The organism is Cohnella sp. GbtcB17, assembly GCF_019091135.1.
GTDB lineage: Bacteria > Bacillota > Bacilli > Paenibacillales > Paenibacillaceae > Cohnella.
The window spans coordinates 37,394-50,759 of sequence record NZ_JAGXJW010000004.1 but is presented as its reverse complement, the minus strand read 5'-3'; the positions used below and the strand labels follow the sequence as shown (position 1 = coordinate 50,759).

Sequence of the window (13,366 nt, the reverse complement as noted above, 5' to 3'; positions counted from 1 at the left end):
GTTAAATCGCGGTACTTTCGAACGACAATAGTCCAAAAGACCCTGTCGAAAAACACTAGAATAAAGGCAACTTAGTCCCAGTTCTGCGAACCTACGGAGGATCAGCATGCCAAATGTTTGGGCGCACATCCAATTCGGCCGAGAGCTCGCGCAAGCGCTTCGGCTTCCTTATATGAGAGAGCCCGCGCAGCGAGCGGCCTTTCAGCTCGGCTGCCAGGGGCCCGACTTTTTGTTTTACGACCACTTCCTGCCCTGGCAGCGTTCGCGCACGCCTGCGAACCGGTTAGGCAGCCTGCTTCACAACATCGAGTGCGGGCCGTTTCTGATCGACTTGTTCGATGCGACGCGCAAGTGCAAGGGAGATGCGGAGGAGGTCGCGTATGCAGCAGGCTTCTTGCTCCATCACGTGCTGGACCGGCATGTGCATCCCTATGTGTTCAGCCTGTCCGGCTTCGGTAAATGGAAGCATCAGCAGTTCGAGACGGCTATGGATTCGGTCGTCATGTGGCGCCGGGCTGGCGTCCATACGGGAAAAACGCCCGTATCGGCGGAGATCGACACGGGCGGGAAACTCCCCGGGGGCATGAAGGATATGTTGTACGCCTTGTCCTGCAAGCATTATCCCGGGCTCGCCCGCGAGCTAACAGCCGACATGCTCGATGCGTCCGTGCGGCAGTTCGCCGCCGCGCAGCGCCTTTTCTTCGATCCGAGCGGCTGGAAGGGCAGGCTGACGTTCGGGATGCTCGCCCCTTTTTCGCCGCCGCGGACAATTCCGCCCTGGGACGTCTTGAACGCGAGGCGCAGCGGCTGGATCGACCCGGTTGACCGGACGCGAATTCGGCAAGAGAGCGTGTACGATCTATGGGACCGCGCCTTGGAAGACGGCGAGCGAACGCTCGCCGCCGGGCTGCGCTGGCTTGGCGCCCATAGCGGCAGCGAAGCCGAAGAAGCGAAGGCCGTCTTCGAGTCGCTTGTCGGCAACGTCTCCTATGAGACCGGCCTGCCCTGCGGCAGCGCCGCGATCACGTTTGCGGAGCCGGTCGTCTGACCTCGCATCTTCGGACCGCCCGCATCGCTGGACCTTCAGACTGCGCATCGTCGGACCGCCGGCCCCCGCATCATTCCGTCGCTTCGCGCCACCCTTTCTCCAGCTTCACAAGGGCAAGCAGCGCGATGCCGATCAGGAAAAAGAGGGCGATCGCGAGCAGCGCGGCGCGGCTTGAGCCGGTGAGCACGCCGACGACGCCGAACACAAGCGGGCCGCCGAAGGAAAAGAAGCGGCTCGTGAAGCTCAAAAAGCCATTGAACTCCGCGGTGCGCCCCGGCGGGATGAGCCGGCTGTAAATCGCCCGCGACGTCGACTGGGCGCCGCCCTGGACGAGTCCGACGAGCAGCGCAAGCGCGAAAAAATGATACTCGTTCGTCATCAGATAGCCGAGCAGCACGATGATGACGTACACCGACAGCGCGCCGTACAGCATCTTTTTGCCGCCGATCCGGTCCGCCAGCCGCCCGAACAGCCAGGTCGCGGGAAATCCGACGAACTGCGTGAGCAGCAGCGCGCCGATCAACGCTTCCTGATCCAGGCCGATGTCGGTTCCGTAGCTGGTCGCCATGACGATAATCGTATTGATGCCGTCGAAGAAAAACCAGTACGCGACCATAAACTTGAACAGCTCGGGGTAGCGCCGGATGCTGCGGAACGTTTGCCCGAGTCTGGCCAGTCCCTCGCGCACGCTGTCCGCCGCCGACTTGCCCGGCATGCCTTTCGCTTCGCGCACATGCTTGAAGAGCGGGATGGAAAACAGCGCCCACCAGACGCCGACCATGGCGAAGGAAACCTGCGAGGCGCCGGCCGAATCCTTGAAGCCGAACGTTTTATAGCCGATGATGAGCGCGAGATTGACCGCGAGCAGCACGCCCCCGCCCAAATACCCCATCGCATAACCCTTCGCGCTCACTCGTTCCCGCATCGCAGGCGAAGCCACGTCGTTAAGCAGCGCATCGTAAAAAGTGCCGCCCATGCCGAAGCCGATCATGCCGACGATGACGAGCGCCGAAGCCGCGAGCCAGTCTCCTTCGCCAATGAACGCCATGCCGATGCAAGCCGCGGCGCCCAGGAGCGAGAAAAAACCGAGAAATCGCTTTTTGCCGCCCGAACGGTCGGCTATCGCGCCGAGCAGCGGCGACAGGATAGCGATGACGATCGCCGCTGCCGTCTGCGTAAAACCCCAGTAAGACGTCGCTCTGCCGTCCTCCAGTCCGCTTGCCGCGACACCCGCGTAGAAGATCGGCATGACAGCCGCCATGATCGTCGTCGCAAACGCGGAGTTCGCCCAGTCGTACATGATCCACGCGCGTATCGCTTTCTTATCGTCCAGCACCGCATCGCCCTCTTCTGTCGGTATTTTTGCCTCCTCTTCCATTCGACGCGAACGGGGTTCTTCTCCTTCGTATCTTTAAAATTACCTGCGTATCCTGCGTCGGTCGCACCGAATCAAAAAGCCCGCCGTCGCGCACAAGGCGCTGCGGCAGGCTTTTGGGGCCGATCCAAGCGTTTTAATCTTGCGGCGGCGAATCGGCGCTTCGGGCTTTAGGTTGCCATCCGCCCGATGAGTCGCGCTCCTGTTCGTATGCGCCGCTTCGGGCTTCCTCGACGACCGTCTCCAGCCAAGCCCGCTCCGCGCGCCCGAAAGCCAGCATGCCGTCGATCATCCTGAGCGAACCTGTCGGAATCCCCCTTGCCTTAACCGCCAGCACCTGCTCTAGCGTGGCAATGCGCTCCTCGCAGGCGGCAAGCTGCCGTTCGGCGATCTCCGCGACGCGCGCCTGATCGGCGAGGTACAAATAGGGCATCGCCATCATCATCGGGTGCTGGGGATACGCCGGCTGCTCGAGCTGGGCGTACATCAGCTTGTCGAATTCGCGCCGGCCGGCATCGCTGATGCGATAGATCGTCTTGTCCGGACGATGCTCGCCCGGCACCGGAACGGTCTGGACCGCTTCGATCAAGCCGCGATCTCGCAGTTGGTCTACCGCATAGTACAGAGAGCCATCGCGCAGCCTAAATGCACGGTTCCAATTGCGACCTATCATTGTCTGGCGTATCTCGTACGGATGCCGGTCCTTCTCCATCAGGAGGCCGAGGATGAGCAGCTTCATGGACATGGCGTCAGCCGCGCTCCCGCGCGCCCTGCGGGTTGCCCGCATTCGCGGCGCCCGGCTTGCCGGCGTTGGAAGGTTCCATGCGCGCCTTGCCCATCAGCAGCGCGAACACGAATGCCAGCACCGGCAGCAAAGCCGCCCATTGGAAGGTCGTGATGATCGAATCGCCAAGCGTATCCAGCAGCTTCTGCAGCACGTCCTGCGGAATTTTCATGACCGCCTGAATCGCAGGATCGAGCAATGCCTGACCGCTCTTGATCTGCGCGGCCAGTTCCGGGCTCGAGCCCGGCATCTCCAGCACGCCGGATTGGAAGGCATGCTTCTGGATGGCGCCGAACACGGTGATGCCAAGCGCCGAGCCGATCGTCCGGAAAAAGGTGATCAGCGAGGACGCGGAGCCCTTGTACTGCGGCGGAACGGAGCCGAGCGTCGAGATGTTCAGCAAGGAGAACGACACGCCGATGCCGAGGCCCACGACTATCATGTACAGCGTGATGATGCCGCGGCCCGTCGTCAAGTCCATCGCGAAGCCGAGCAGCGCCGCGCCGATCGTCAGCACGATCGAGGAGACGACCATCGTCGTCCGGAAGCGGAACTTGCCGGCGACCAGGCCGCCGATCTGGCTGCTGACGACGACCGCGATCATCATCGGCGTCAGCACGAGACTCGTCTGTGTGGCGGTCTTGTGGAAGACGCCCTGGATGAACAACGGAATATAAGTCGCGCATGCGATCATGACGCCCCCGTAAAGGAAACTGATCATCATGCTGCTCGTGAACAGCGACTTCTTGAACAAGCCCAGCGCGATAATCGGATCCTTGGCGAAGCGCTCGGCGAGCAGGAAAAGAATGAGCAGCACGCCGGATGCGACGAACAGGCCGATCGTCTTGAACGAGTCCCAGGCCCAGCCGTCGGAGCCGCCCAGCTCCAGCGCGAACATCAGAGACAGGACGCCGGCCGTCAGCAGGATCGCGCCGAGCCAGTCGATGACCTGCTTGCGCCGCGCCGCGGATTCATGGTAGGCGCGAGCGATAAAGACAAACGACAAAATACCGATCGGCACATTGATGTAGAAAATCCAGCGCCAGCTGATATTGTCGGTGATGACGGCCCCAAGGATCGGCCCGAATACGCTCGACATGCCGAACACGGCGCCGAACAGCCCCATCATCTTGCCCCGCTTCTCCGCGGGGAACAAGTCGAAGATGATCGTGAACACGATCGGCATAAGCGCGCCGCCGCCGATCCCCTGGATCGCGCGATAAATAATGAGCTGGTCCATGTTCTGGGCGGTGCCGCACAGAATCGAGCCCAGCAGGAACAGCGTTACGCCCAATAGGAAAAACCGCTTGCGGCCGAACATGTCGGACAGCTTGCCAAAAATCGGCGTGGCCACGACCATGGCGATCATATAGGCGGAGTACACCCAAATGAACTTGTCCAGTCCGCCCAGACGTTGGATGATCGTTTTCATCGCGGTCGATACGATCGTCTGGTCGAGCGCGGCCATGAACAAACCGAGCAGAAGACCGGCGATCGCGAGTTTTACATTGCTTTTTTTCGCATCCATGGCAGGATAGCTCCCTCTTTCTTCTTTCCGAAATTAAAGTTCAAATTGATTATACTCAAATTTGAGTATGTTGCAACCCCTATTCTTTGCTTCATTTCCTTTGCTTACCCGCCGGATTCCTTCTATAATAAATGGAGGTTACAAAAACTTCTTATTCGCGCACTCCTGTCGATAAATTATTCAAATAGGATGGAGTGACAGCATTGAATATCAACCAATTGGAGACGCTGCAGACGATCTCGAAGACGCTCAGCTTCCGCAAGGCGGGCGAAGCCCTGAACCTGACGCAGCCTGCCGTGTCCGCGCAGATCAAAAGTCTCGAGGACGAGTTCAAGACGATTCTGGTGGACCGGAACCATCCCGTGACGCTTACCGACCGCGGCCAAGTATTTTTGGAGCACGCCCAGCGCATCTTATCGATCGTCGAAGAGCTGAAGCAGAAGCTGTCCGATCTGGACCAGAATCCCCAAGGTCATATCGTGCTGGGCACGACGACCTCCATCGCGATGCAGATTTTGCCGCGGGTTCTTTCCTATTTTCAAAACCAATATCCGCTCATCAAGACGACAATCCACACGATGCCTTCCTCCCAGGTACTGACCAGCGTGGAAAACGGCTTCGTCGACATCGGCATCGGCTACCTGGCGGAGCGAAGCGCGCATGTCGAGACTTCGGTGCTCTACTACGATACGTTCGAGCTGGTCGTCGCGCCGGGCCACCCGCTGGCATCCCGCAATCGCGTCACTGTGGGCATGCTGAGAGACGTTCCGATGATCCTGCTGTCGCCCGATACGCTCGGCCGCAGATTCGTCGACCGGATTTTCAGAGAGCATCACATCGATCCCAATCCGGTCATGGTGCTCAGCAGCAGCGAAGAGGTCAAGCGGATGGTGGAGCTCAATCTCGGTGCGGCCATCGTGTCCAAGCTGTCGATCGCCAGCGAGCTGCGACGGGGCTCCCTCAAGATGATCGCGGTCGAGGAGCTCGAAGTCAGCCACCCCGTCGGTGTCATCACCAAGTCCGGCCGTTATGTCAGCCATGCGATGAAGCAGTTTCTGAACGATTTGAAGGGCATGCCCGAGGATCAATTCACCGGCAGCGAATAAGGATAAATATAAAGGTAGGTCGATCTCGAGGAGGCAGAAACCTATGGAAAAATTCGATTTGCACACGCATCACGAGCGCTGCGGACACGCTTCCGGCGTCATCGAGGATTATATTGAAGCCGCGATTCGGGCAGGCATGACGGCGATCGGAATCTCGGATCATTCCCCTTACTTCGCCAGGGAAGAGGATCGATATCAGCCGGGCATCGCCATGGCGAAAAGCGAATTCCCGAATTACGTCGCCGAGGTGCTGCGCCTGAAGGAGAAATACCAGGACCGGATCGAAGTGCTCCTCGGCGTCGAATCCGATTACTTTCCGGAGAGCGTCGAAATCTACAGGGCGGCTTACGCGCCTTATCCGTTCGATTATCTGATCGGCTCGGTCCACCAGACTCGCGGCATCAGCATCTTTAACCGCAACCGGTGGAAGCAGCTCGACAAGTCCGAATATACGGCCGAGAAAAAGCTGTATTACAAGCTGATCGCCGAATCCGCGAACGCCGGCATGTTTCAGGTGCTTGGCCATATCGACGCGATGAAGGCCTACTACCCGGCGTTTTCCGACATACGCGGCGCCGAGGAAGACATCGATGAAGTACTGAGAGCGGTCGCGGCGAACGATATTGCCCTGGAAATCAATACGAGCGGCAGCACCAAGGACGTCGGCGGCTGGTATCCGTCGGACGCGATCCTTGAGCGGGCGCTGCATTTCGGCGCGGACGTAACGTTCGGCTCGGACGCCCATATTCCGGAGCGAGTCGGCGACGATTGGGAGCAAGTACGCAGCCGTCTGAAGGAGATCGGCTTTAAACGCTGGGTTTATTTCCGCCAGAAGCAAAAGGTCGTCGTTCCGCTGTAATAGGTCTGTGTAATATAGCCTCATTGGCGTGGCGGTGCGGCGCGGACAAAAAAAGGAGGCCCGCCACCGCTGGCGGGCCTTCAATGATATGAAAAAGGGGGTCTTGGTCGTTATTTTAACCGACGCCCAAGACACGCCGGTAACAGCAATGTTTCAATTGTGTTACAAAGACACGTTCTTATTCGAATTCTCGCTAGACGCTGGAAGGAGCAGGTCGCTTGCATTGGTTTGCCGTCGCCGTCCTCAGCGCGCTCGCCTTCGGTCTGGCCGGCTTCTTCATGAAGGCAAGCCAGATGCGCGGCGGCGCGCTGTCTTCGCTTTTAATAGGCCTGTACGCGTCGGGCACCGCAGGCTTCTGGATCCAAGCGCTGCTGACGCACTCCTGGCAGCCGTACGATTGGCGCGTCTGGACCGCCGGAGCGGTCATCGGCCTGGGCTCAGCCTGGGGCAACCTGCTGTTCATGCGGGCGATCGAACGCGGTCCCGCCAGCCTCGTCTCTCCGCTCACGAACGCGAATATCGTCATCGTAATGGTCGCAGGCATCGTCTGGTTCGGCGAGACGCCGCACGCGACCGGACTCCTCGGCGCCTTGTGGCTGCTGGCGGGCATCGCGCTGTTATCGCTGCGGGGGACGCGCGGGGCCGGCGGGAGCGCCGCCGTTAAGCCGCGGACGGCCGGCCAACCGCGGACGGGCAGCCGCAGCTGGTACCCGCTCGCGCTGGCCGCGATGGGCCTGTTCGTGCTCCGCAACGGCGGATTGAAGGTGACGGACCGCATCGGGCTGGACAGCGCCAGCGTACTGTGGGCCGGCTATTTGCTGTCTTTGCTGTGGTTTGTGGTTGCCTCTTGGCTCGCCGCACGCAGCGAACGCTACGCTTCTTCCGATTCGCGGGCGGGGCCGGACATTGACGCCCGCTCCCGCGCCGCTATCATCGGTTTTCGGTGGGGACTGGCGGCAGGCGCGTTTTCCTATGGCGGACTACAGCTTTATGCCGTCGCGCTGGCCGACGGTCCGGCGCATCTCGTCGCGCCCATATTTGCGGCCAACAGCTTGGTCGTCGTCATTCTCTCGCTGGCCGTTTACCGCGAACGGCTGTCTTTGCCTCAATATGCAGCTTTAATCTGCCTGCTTGGGGGACTCGTTCTCATTCGCATTTGAATCGCAAATTTGCTATACTAACTTTTGTTTAGTAGTATACATTTTTATTGTTCCTTCTATTCATTTAGAGCGTACTATGCTAAAATAAAAAGACGAAAGGGGTGAGCCTCATGGACTACTCCAGAATGTGCCCTAAATACGAGCATGCTGCAGAATTGCTCGGCAAGAAATGGACGGGCCTCATCGTTCGCGTGCTGATGGGCGGGCCAAAGCGCTTCAAGGACATGAAGGAGCAAATTCCGGATATGAGCGACAAGATGCTCACGGATCGCATGAAGGAGCTCGAATCGAGCGGACTCGTCAAGCGTACCGTATACCCAGAGATGCCGGTGCGCATCGAATATGAACTCACGGACAAAGGCCGGGATCTGGAGAACGTTATCGAGTCCATCCAGAACTGGGGAGAAAAGTGGATGTAGGCTCGCCGCCGTATCCAAGCCGCATCAAGAAGAGCAGCTCCGAAGCCGAGATTTTCGGCGGAGCTGCTCTTCTTTTTGTGTCCATTAGCGCGCAGCGTTGGCGTTAATGAGCCTGCGGCGTCTGGCCATGGCGCGCATCTTCGTCGTACCTGCTGATCGCCGCTTCGGCGCGGGCCAGCCAATCCCCCGCTTCGGCGACCGGCATGGCAGGCGTTTGAACCGGCATGCTTGCGGCTGCGGGCGGTGCGATCTCGGGCTGACCTGCGAAGAAGCCGAGCCAGGCGGCATAGACGCGTCCGCAAGCCCGAAGCAGCGCCGGAACGAACAGCATCAGAACGACGCCGATCCCCGAGACGACGAGCGATCGTTCGAACGGCGACAGCGGCGGGAGCAGCATCCGCATCGTTGCGTCGTCGTACAGGACGTATCCGTACAAGTAGTCGCTCACCTTGTAAGCGGCCGGGGCCAGCATAACCGCGAAGACGGACAGCGGCACCGTGAGCGAGATGACGAATAGCGCGATGCGGATCGGGAAACCGAGCAATTGGTGCGCGGCTGCGCGATATCCGAGCGGGTTGCCCAGCGACCGGAACCAGGTTTTCCAGGAAGATCGCGCAGAATCCGGCGATTCGCTCTCCGGAGTCAGACTGGCGCCCGCGGGCTCGTCCTGCGCTTGGCCGCCATCCTGCCAGGCCAACCAGCGTCTTTGCTCGCGCTTCATGCGCGCGGCGCTCCAGGCCAGCGTGCCGGCCAGAATCGGGATGCCGATGCCGACGATCGCCAGGCTGAGACCGAGCACGATGCCGGTCAGCGCCACGACAAAAGCAGCCACGCCGAGCGGCAGCAGGCCGAGCTGCAGCTTCCAGGCTGCATAAGCGCTTGCGCGCGGATTGGATTTCATAAGGGAACAACCTCGCTTTCCGAACCGTTTGCTTCATTGTAGCAGGCGGTCCGAAGCGGCATCAGCGGCTGCGGAAGGGGATGCGGCCCCGACCTCGGGCCAGGCCGAACCCAGCCTCTCCATATAAAGCGGCAGCTCATGGACAAGCTCGAAGCGCCGTCGTCTTCGAATGACGAGGTACGTGCCGTCCTTCAGCGCCCCCTTCCCGAACGGCAGTACGTCGATGCCGCTTACCGGTCTGCGCCACGCAGTGCATTTCAGCGCCGCCAGCCATGCCGGACCGGCCAAGACGATATGCCAGCTTCGCGGCGCCTCCTGAATGCGGGCGGCGAATGGCGCATCCCCGCCCCGCTGCGGCTGCACGACGAGTACGGCTTCGGGCTCGAAGCCGGCCGCGGCTGTCGCCCGCGCGAATAGCTCGCCAAGCATGCGATTCCGCATCCTCGCGGACCGGCAGTACGAAAGCCATACCCAAGCGGCGATTATGCCGGCCAGCGTCGCAACTGCCTCATCCGGCAACGCGTCCATTTTTGCCTCTCCTCTCCCCTGTTTCCTTTTGCAGCTTGTACGCCTCTAGCAGCCATACCGTCGATGCGACGGCCAACGCAAACGCCGCAAAGCCTGCGCCGGACGGAGCGGGCCGCTCCGCGATCCAATCGGCGGCGGCGATCGCGACGAATATAGCATTGCGCAGCAACGGGCGCCGGCTAAGCGGATGATTCGCGCCGAAGCATCCGCAGTCGGCCGATCCTCCCGCTCCGATCTTCTCATTCTCGGCCCGCTGACGGCGCCAGCTCAGTCCTGTCAGGCCCAGCAGGACGACGATCGCCGCAAGCTCTTTGATGCCCTCCAGCGTGCCGCCGGCTGCGAAGGCTGCCGCAAGCGCCCACTCCAATGCCAGCGCCATCCATGCTGTCGCAGGCACAAGGGTCGCCGATATCAGTCCGTATGCTTTCATTTCCATGCGCATATCCGTCATCGCCTGCGCTTTGCCCCATGCCGAAGCGGCAAAGACGACGGCCAGCGCGTAGTCGCACAGCCAGGCGGCTTCGTATTCCCAATTCATCGCTTAAACGCTCCTTTCGGCAACAATAGCAGGCAAAAGGCAAGAAGCCGGGCTTTAAGCCCGGCTCCTGGCTCCCGGTTCTCGTCTCCCGGCACGCCTGTTAAACGCAGCAGCCGCCTTGCTGATCGCAATTCACGTAAGATACGTCGAATGGCACGATCGTGTTGGTGCATTGGATCGTCTTGTTGATCCAGTATTCCTTCGGATACGTCGTGCCGTTTGCGGAGCACGTTTTGGCGACGCAATACGTGTATTGCGGAATTTCGCCGTCAAGGATGTAATTCGTCGGGCATGTGCAAGCCATGTTCATCACCTCCTTTCCATAGCAGGCCATCGGCCAGCCGCCTGATCTCGCCGTCGTCGTGAACGGCTGCGGCGCGAGCCACCTTGCCGTCACCGAGCTCGATGATGGCCAGCGGGTAAGTCCGCACGCCCAGTACGTCGTGCATGTCTCTCGCATTCACGGGAAAAACGGGGAACGACCACTTAAAGTAGTCGGACATCTCGCGAACGTCGCACGGATCTCCGGCAACGAACATCAGCGGCCGATATTCGGGAAGAGCCGCGCACGCTTGGGCCAACTGCGGGAACAGTTCGATGCAGTCGGCGCAGTAAAGCGAGGCGAAGAGGAGGAGCCGCGGCTCTCCGTTCGGTCCCGGCGCGCCTGCGCGTCCAAGATCGGGAATGGCCGAGCCATGCCGCGGGACGATCGGCGTTCTTGCGCCGGGCTTTAATCTCAAGCTCATCGTGATTCGCTCCTTGTCGTATTGAGTCGGTCGTGCAACGCCTCCTGCTCGGACCACACGCGGGCGTATCGCCCGCCGAGCGCCAGCAGCGTCTCGTGGTTGCCGTCCTCTACGAGACGTCCCTCTTCCAAGACCCAAATCCGGTCCGCCCGCCTGGCCAATGCGACCCGATGCGTGACGAGCAGTACGGTCTTGTCCGCGAACGTCCGCCAGATTCCGTCCATCGCGGCGGACTCGCTCAGCGGATCGAGAGCCGACGTAGGCTCGTCGAGTACGACGAGATCGGCTTCGGGACGCAGGAACAGCCTCGACAGGGCCAGCTTCTGCCACTGCCCGCCCGACAAATAAATCGAGCTCGGGTCCATCTGGCCGAGCGGCGTATCCGGTCCGCGTCCTTGCGCCAGCTCGCCGAGGCCCGCGGCCTCTAGCGCGCTGCGCAGCCTTGCGTCGTCCTGCAGCGCATCGGCATGACCGGCGGCCATGTTCTCACGCACCGTACCTTGATAGCGGACGAAGTCCTGGAAAAGCACCTGAACTCGCGCGAACATGCCGTTTCTGTCAATCTCGTCAACAGGAATGCCGTCATAGCGAACGGGATCGCCACCAGGGATGTACAAGCCGAGCACGACCTTGAGCAAAGTGGACTTGCCCGAGCCCTTGCCGCCCAGAATGGCGATTTTCTCTCCCCGGCGTATTTGCCGCTCTCCGATCTCCAGCGCCGGCTTGTCCCGGTTCGGATAAAAATACCGCAGCGCCGGGAGATCGATCGTCTCGGCAAAGGCAAACGGCTTTCCATGGCCATTTTCGCTTCCGTCGCCTGGCCGCCCTTCGAAGCTCACACCTGCGGCGTCGCCGAGCATGGGGTCGCTTTTCAACTCGTGTTTTTCGTCTACGCGCCCCTTGGACCCCTTTGAGCCGGATATCGGCTCCCCCGCTCCGGATAGATGAGCGTGCGTCTCCGCGACGCCGGCCCAGCTCTGAAGGACTGACGACAGGTTCGAGGAGATGAGGCTCATGGCCATCGTGACCGCCATGAAGTCGCCCGCTCCCAGCCCGCGTTCGCGGACGGTCCAAGCCGCGAAGCATGCGGCTGCCGCGTAGCCGGCGGCGGATATCGTCTCGCCGGCGAAGCCGGCCGATAGCTGCATCCGCTGAATGCGGGACAGGATGCCGTCGGAGACTCGCTTTGCGGACAGCCACCGGGCTTTGAAATAAGTGCGCGAGCGGTAGACCGTCAACTCCTTCTGCGAAGCCGACCCGGTCAACAGGCTGTAAAGATACGAGGGGCGCACCGATGCGCGGTGAAGCTCCCCATTCAGCATTGTTTTGCGCTTTACGAGCATGAGGTGAAGCCCGCCCTTCAGACAGCCGACAGCGAAGGCTAACGCGCCTACGGCGGGATGCACGCCCGACAAGTAGCGGAATCCGAGGATCGCTGTCGCCAGCTTCAACAGCAGCTGGACGACCTGCGCGTACAGCTCGAACGGTTTGGTAGCCGCGAATCGCCGCATGGCGAGCCGCTCCTCGTACTGCGGATGTTCCTGCTCGGCAAGCGTGAGCGCTCCGTTTTCTTCGATCAGGCGCATTTCGCAGGCGTTTGCGTAGGCCAACTGCATTCGAGAGGTACGGTAAGCGGAAATCGCGTTCAGGCCCGCACCGAACAATTGAAGACCGGCGAGCGCTGCAAGCGGAGTGAGGAATGCCGAGACGTCGTTCCCGACAGCGGCATTGATCGTTTGCGCCGTAAAGGCAAGCGTCCCGTAGGACTGAAGCGCATTTCCAGCCAACGCGGCGAGGGAGAGCAGCACGCCCGCTTTGTCAAAACGGTACATCCGCCAAGCGGACGCGAGTGCATCCGACGCGATGCGTGCGACTTTTCGCATTACACGGATGCTTCGGCGACCTTGCCGTCCGCGCCCAGCGAGCGGGCGTGGGCGATCGCGTCCAGCGTCGTATTGAACAAGCCCGACCCAACCGCGACGCCATCCGGATCCAGCACGATCATCAAGGGGATCACCTTGATCGGCGTCCGATCGGCGATCGCCGAGATCTCGCATCGTTCGACGCGGCACGGAAAGGGAGCAAGCTCCTTCACGAGCAAGTCATAATCCGCGTCGTTCGCCTCCGCGAGGAGCAAATAGTCCAGCTCGGGACGCTCCTCCATGAAGCCGACAGCCGCATCCAGGTCGCATGCCTCGCAGCCCGCGCTCATGACGAACACGACGGCGCCCGAAGTCGTATGGTGAAGCCATGACAGGTCGGTTTCCTCTTCGCCGCTTTTTAGTGCAAGACGTTCGGGGAACCTCGTCCCCTTCGGATACGCCAGCGCGTTGCCGCGCATAAATTTGCGAAATTCCATGTTTCAACCCTCTCT

15 protein-coding genes are annotated in these 13,366 nt (G+C 60.8%); 5 read left to right on the top strand and 10 right to left on the bottom strand.

From position 1 onward, the window contains the following. The first annotated feature begins 106 nt into the window (after positions 1 to 106). On the top strand, positions 107 to 1,048 hold the full coding sequence (locus KVT38_RS02815; RefSeq protein WP_217592174.1) for a zinc dependent phospholipase C family protein: 942 nt from the start codon (positions 107 to 109) through the stop codon (positions 1,046 to 1,048). Between the two features lie 70 nt (positions 1,049 to 1,118). Here the strand turns inward: KVT38_RS02815 and KVT38_RS02810 are convergent, their stop codons facing one another. From KVT38_RS02810 to KVT38_RS02800, 3 genes are all read right to left on the bottom strand, one after another. Continuing rightward, positions 1,119 to 2,384, bottom strand: a complete 1,266-nt coding sequence (locus KVT38_RS02810; protein WP_368859046.1) for an MFS transporter — start codon at positions 2,382 to 2,384, stop codon at positions 1,119 to 1,121. A gap of 175 nt (positions 2,385 to 2,559) precedes the next feature. Next, positions 2,560 to 3,168, bottom strand: a complete 609-nt coding sequence (locus KVT38_RS02805; protein WP_217592172.1) for a PadR family transcriptional regulator — start codon at positions 3,166 to 3,168, stop codon at positions 2,560 to 2,562. Between the two features lie 4 nt (positions 3,169 to 3,172). Further along, positions 3,173 to 4,735: an MDR family MFS transporter gene (locus tag KVT38_RS02800; protein ID WP_217592171.1), complete on the bottom strand. Its 1,563-nt coding sequence runs from the start codon at positions 4,733 to 4,735 to the stop codon at positions 3,173 to 3,175. Between the two features lie 203 nt (positions 4,736 to 4,938). On the opposite strand from KVT38_RS02800, the gene KVT38_RS02795 reads away from it, so the two are divergent. From KVT38_RS02795 to KVT38_RS02780, 4 genes are all read left to right on the top strand, one after another. After that, a complete protein-coding gene (locus KVT38_RS02795) occupies positions 4,939 to 5,841 on the top strand; it encodes a LysR family transcriptional regulator (RefSeq protein WP_217592170.1) in 903 nt (300 codons plus the stop codon). Positions 5,842 to 5,884: 43 nt separating this feature from the next. Beyond that, the gene (locus tag KVT38_RS02790) at positions 5,885 to 6,700 is read left to right on the top strand and encodes a histidinol-phosphatase (RefSeq protein ID WP_217592169.1); all 816 of its coding nucleotides are present in this window, start codon (positions 5,885 to 5,887) and stop codon (positions 6,698 to 6,700) included. A gap of 218 nt (positions 6,701 to 6,918) precedes the next feature. After that, positions 6,919 to 7,860, top strand: coding sequence for an EamA family transporter (locus KVT38_RS02785; protein WP_217592168.1), 942 nt, complete (start codon positions 6,919 to 6,921; stop codon positions 7,858 to 7,860). Positions 7,861 to 7,970: 110 nt separating this feature from the next. Next, positions 7,971 to 8,279 carry a winged helix-turn-helix transcriptional regulator gene (locus KVT38_RS02780; protein WP_217592167.1) on the top strand — a complete coding sequence of 103 codons (309 nt, stop codon included), beginning with the start codon at positions 7,971 to 7,973 and terminating at the stop codon, positions 8,277 to 8,279. 103 nt (positions 8,280 to 8,382) lie between these two features. Here KVT38_RS02780 and KVT38_RS02775 read toward each other — a convergent pair whose 3' ends face one another. The 7 genes from KVT38_RS02775 to KVT38_RS02745 form a co-directional block, all read right to left on the bottom strand. Beyond that, the gene (locus KVT38_RS02775; RefSeq protein ID WP_217592166.1) at positions 8,383 to 9,180 is read right to left on the bottom strand and encodes a sensor domain-containing protein; all 798 of its coding nucleotides are present in this window, start codon (positions 9,178 to 9,180) and stop codon (positions 8,383 to 8,385) included. Positions 9,181 to 9,213: 33 nt separating this feature from the next. Next, the gene (locus tag KVT38_RS02770; protein ID WP_217592165.1) at positions 9,214 to 9,708 is read right to left on the bottom strand and encodes a hypothetical protein; all 495 of its coding nucleotides are present in this window, start codon (positions 9,706 to 9,708) and stop codon (positions 9,214 to 9,216) included. After that, positions 9,689 to 10,246 carry a MauE/DoxX family redox-associated membrane protein gene (locus tag KVT38_RS02765; protein ID WP_217592164.1) on the bottom strand — a complete coding sequence of 186 codons (558 nt, stop codon included), beginning with the start codon at positions 10,244 to 10,246 and terminating at the stop codon, positions 9,689 to 9,691. The genes KVT38_RS02770 and KVT38_RS02765 overlap by 20 nt, the downstream gene beginning before the upstream one ends. A 100-nt stretch (positions 10,247 to 10,346) precedes the next feature. Continuing rightward, entirely contained in the window at positions 10,347 to 10,550 is a 204-nt protein-coding gene (locus tag KVT38_RS02760; protein ID WP_217592163.1) for a hypothetical protein, read from the bottom strand. Further along, entirely contained in the window at positions 10,516 to 10,992 is a 477-nt protein-coding gene (locus KVT38_RS02755) for a TlpA family protein disulfide reductase (protein ID WP_217592162.1), read from the bottom strand. The genes KVT38_RS02760 and KVT38_RS02755 overlap by 35 nt, the downstream gene beginning before the upstream one ends. Next, positions 10,989 to 12,875, bottom strand: a complete 1,887-nt coding sequence (locus KVT38_RS02750) for an ATP-binding cassette domain-containing protein (protein ID WP_217592161.1) — start codon at positions 12,873 to 12,875, stop codon at positions 10,989 to 10,991. The genes KVT38_RS02755 and KVT38_RS02750 overlap by 4 nt, the downstream gene beginning before the upstream one ends. Beyond that, positions 12,875 to 13,351 carry a hypothetical protein gene (locus KVT38_RS02745; protein WP_217592160.1) on the bottom strand — a complete coding sequence of 159 codons (477 nt, stop codon included), beginning with the start codon at positions 13,349 to 13,351 and terminating at the stop codon, positions 12,875 to 12,877. The genes KVT38_RS02750 and KVT38_RS02745 overlap by 1 nt, the downstream gene beginning before the upstream one ends. Between the last annotated feature and the right edge of the window lie 15 nt (positions 13,352 to 13,366).

Excerpts from the sequence above, each read along its gene's own strand:
- KVT38_RS02750 (WP_217592161.1), bottom strand. The coding sequence starts at position 12,875 with ATGCGAAAAGTCGCACGCATCGCGTCGGATGCACTCGCGTCCGCTTGG.
- KVT38_RS02815 (WP_217592174.1), top strand. The coding sequence starts at position 107 with ATGCCAAATGTTTGGGCGCACATCCAATTCGGCCGAGAGCTCGCGCAA.
- KVT38_RS02745 (WP_217592160.1), bottom strand. The coding sequence starts at position 13,351 with ATGGAATTTCGCAAATTTATGCGCGGCAACGCGCTGGCGTATCCGAAG.
- KVT38_RS02760 (WP_217592163.1), bottom strand. The coding sequence starts at position 10,550 with ATGGCTTGCACATGCCCGACGAATTACATCCTTGACGGCGAAATTCCG.
- KVT38_RS02800 (WP_217592171.1), bottom strand. The coding sequence starts at position 4,735 with ATGGATGCGAAAAAAAGCAATGTAAAACTCGCGATCGCCGGTCTTCTG.
- KVT38_RS02780 (WP_217592167.1), top strand. The coding sequence starts at position 7,971 with ATGGACTACTCCAGAATGTGCCCTAAATACGAGCATGCTGCAGAATTG.
- KVT38_RS02805 (WP_217592172.1), bottom strand. The coding sequence starts at position 3,168 with ATGTCCATGAAGCTGCTCATCCTCGGCCTCCTGATGGAGAAGGACCGG.
- KVT38_RS02790 (WP_217592169.1), top strand. The coding sequence starts at position 5,885 with ATGGAAAAATTCGATTTGCACACGCATCACGAGCGCTGCGGACACGCT.
- KVT38_RS02775 (WP_217592166.1), bottom strand. The coding sequence starts at position 9,180 with ATGAAATCCAATCCGCGCGCAAGCGCTTATGCAGCCTGGAAGCTGCAG.
- KVT38_RS02755 (WP_217592162.1), bottom strand. The coding sequence starts at position 10,992 with ATGAGCTTGAGATTAAAGCCCGGCGCAAGAACGCCGATCGTCCCGCGG.
- KVT38_RS02765 (WP_217592164.1), bottom strand. The coding sequence starts at position 10,246 with ATGAATTGGGAATACGAAGCCGCCTGGCTGTGCGACTACGCGCTGGCC.
- KVT38_RS02770 (WP_217592165.1), bottom strand. The coding sequence starts at position 9,708 with ATGGACGCGTTGCCGGATGAGGCAGTTGCGACGCTGGCCGGCATAATC.